This is a genomic window from Bradyrhizobium sp. dw_78, assembly GCF_018449525.1.
Classification (GTDB): domain Bacteria; phylum Pseudomonadota; class Alphaproteobacteria; order Rhizobiales; family Xanthobacteraceae; genus Bradyrhizobium.
The window spans coordinates 1-2,442 of the sequence record NZ_JAAVUS010000022.1; the positions used below are offsets into that span (position 1 = coordinate 1).

Below are 2,442 nucleotides of genomic sequence, written 5' to 3' on the forward strand. Positions count from 1 at the left end.
CTTCGGACCCAACGACGCCGCCGTCGTCAAGCGATCGCCGCTCTGGCTGCAATTTCTGTCCCGCTTCCGCAATCCCTTGGTCATCATTCTGCTGGTGGCGAGCGGATTGTCCGCGGCGACTGGCGACGTCGCGAGCTTCCTGATTGTTGTAACCATCGTCACCATCAGCATGACGATCGATTTCGTCCAGGAGGTCCGCGCTCAAAATGCAGTCGAGGCGCTGCGCCGTTCGGTAGCTGTGCAGGCGACTGTGCGACGCAACGGCGCCAGCGTCTCGATCCCGATCGATCAACTCGTGCCCGGAGATATTGTCGAGCTGATTGCAGGCGACCTCGTGCCGGCAGACTCGCGGCTGCTCGAAAGCCGCGACCTTTTCATCAACCAGGCGCTGCTGACCGGAGAGCCCTACCCCGCCGAGAAGCAGACCAGCAACGCGCCATCAGGCGTCGAAAATCCAGCCGGAGCATCGAACGCGGTCTTCGCCGGCACCTCCGTCATCAGCGGCACCGCGACCATTGTTGTTTGCCGAACTGGCGGCAGGTCGGCTCTCGGCCATCTCGCCACGAGTCTGGCTGAGAAGCCGCCGGCCACCGACTTTGCTATCGGCATTCGCCGCTTTGGCCTGCTGATCATGCGCCTGACGGTCTTGATGGTACTCTTCGTGCTGGTGGTGAACATCTCGTTTCACCGTCCGTTGCTGGAATCGCTGATGTTCGCGCTGGCGCTCGCGGTCGGCCTGACGCCTGAACTGCTGCCGATGATCGTGACCGTCACGCTCGCACGATCGGCGCTGGAATTGTCCAAGCGAAAGGTAATCGTGAAGCGTCTGACCGCAATCCACGATCTTGGTGCCATGAATGTTCTATGCACCGACAAGACCGGAACACTGACGGAAGCCACCATCAAGCTCATGCGCGCAATTGACGGACGGGGCACCGAGAGCAAAGCCGTATACGCCAATGCCTATATAAACAGCCAGTTCGAAACCGGAATGAAGAGTCCGCTCGATCAAGCAATCATTTCTGCTCATCCGTTCGATATGGCCGGCTGGAAGAAGATCGACGAGGTACCCTTCGATTTCGAGCGGCGGCGCGTCTCGGTCCTGGTCGAACATGGCGACGAACGTCGTCTGATCGTCAAGGGCGCACCAGAGGACCTGTTGCGGCTGTCGGGACACTACGAGAGCGCGGATGGAAAGCTGCTGCCTCTCGACCCCCAAACGCGGCATTCCTTTGAGGCCACGCTCGACGAACTCGGTGCTCAAGGATTTCGTGCCCTGGGCATAGCCAGCCGCGTGGTTGATGCGAGCCATGCGACCGCTACGATCAGTGACGAATGCGACCTCGTTTTCTCCGGCTTCGCCGTTTTCCTCGATCCTCCGAAGGCAAGCGCCGGCACCACCATCCAAGCCATGACCGCGGCAGGCATCTCCGTGAAGGTGCTGACCGGCGACAACGAGCTTGTGACACGCCATGTCTTCACCGAGATCGGGGTACCGGTCACCGGAGTGCTCACCGGCGATGTACTGACAAAGCTTTCGGACGAGGCGCTGCTCGGGCAGTTGCCGCGGGTCAACCTGTTCTGCCGCATCAACCCGCAGCAGAAGCTTCGGATATTGCTGGCGCTGAAGCGGCTCGGCAATGTCGTCGGCTTCATGGGCGACGGCATCAATGATGCTCCGGCATTGCATGCCGCCGATGTCGGCATATCGGTCGATGGCGCCGCCGATGTCGCGCGCGCCGCGGCCGATCTGATCCTGCTCGAGCACGACCTTTCTGTCGTGCGCGACGCGGTGGTCTGCGGCCGCGGTACCGTTCAGAACGTGTCCAAATACGTCCTGATGGGCTCAAGTTCGAATTTTGGCAATATGTTCAGCATGGCAGGTGCGGCACTGATCCTGCCGTTTCTGCCAATGCTGCCGATTCAGGTCCTGCTGAACAACCTGCTCTATGATGTGTCGGAAATCGCTATCCCTTTCGATCGGGTCGATGAAGAGGCCATCGCCGGACCGGTGAAATGGGATGTCAAGTTCATCGAACTGTTCATGCTGGTATTTGGACCGGTCAGCTCGGTTTTTGATTTTCTGACGTTCTATGTCCTGCTGCATCTCTTTGGGGCTGGTGAGGCCCTGTTTCAGACAGGATGGTTCATCGAATCTATCGCGACCCAGGTTCTGGTTGTCTTCGCTATCCGGACGCGTCGACCGTTCTTTCGGAGCAGGCCGCATGTATTCCTCGTCGCCATGGCCCTTGGAGTTATTGCTGTCGCAATCGCTCTCCCGCTACTCCCCGTCGTAGGCGGGTGGTTTGGGTTCGTGGCGCCACCACCGTTGTTCTTCGTATTCCTGATCGCCGCGACACTCGCATATCTTGTGATTGTGGAAATCACCAAGCGCATCTTCTATCGAGCCGTGGCCGGACATTCATCGCGGGCCAAATCCTT

The 2,442-nt window shown here is 59.5% G+C and carries 1 protein-coding gene; it reads left to right on the forward strand.

Going from position 1 to position 2,442, the window contains the following annotated elements; all coding sequences use genetic code 11:
• Positions 1 to 46 precede the first annotated feature (46 nt).
• A partial coding sequence (gene mgtA, locus HB630_RS28155; protein WP_249781093.1) for a magnesium-translocating P-type ATPase occupies positions 47 to 2,442 on the forward strand: 2,396 nt, incomplete at its 3' end.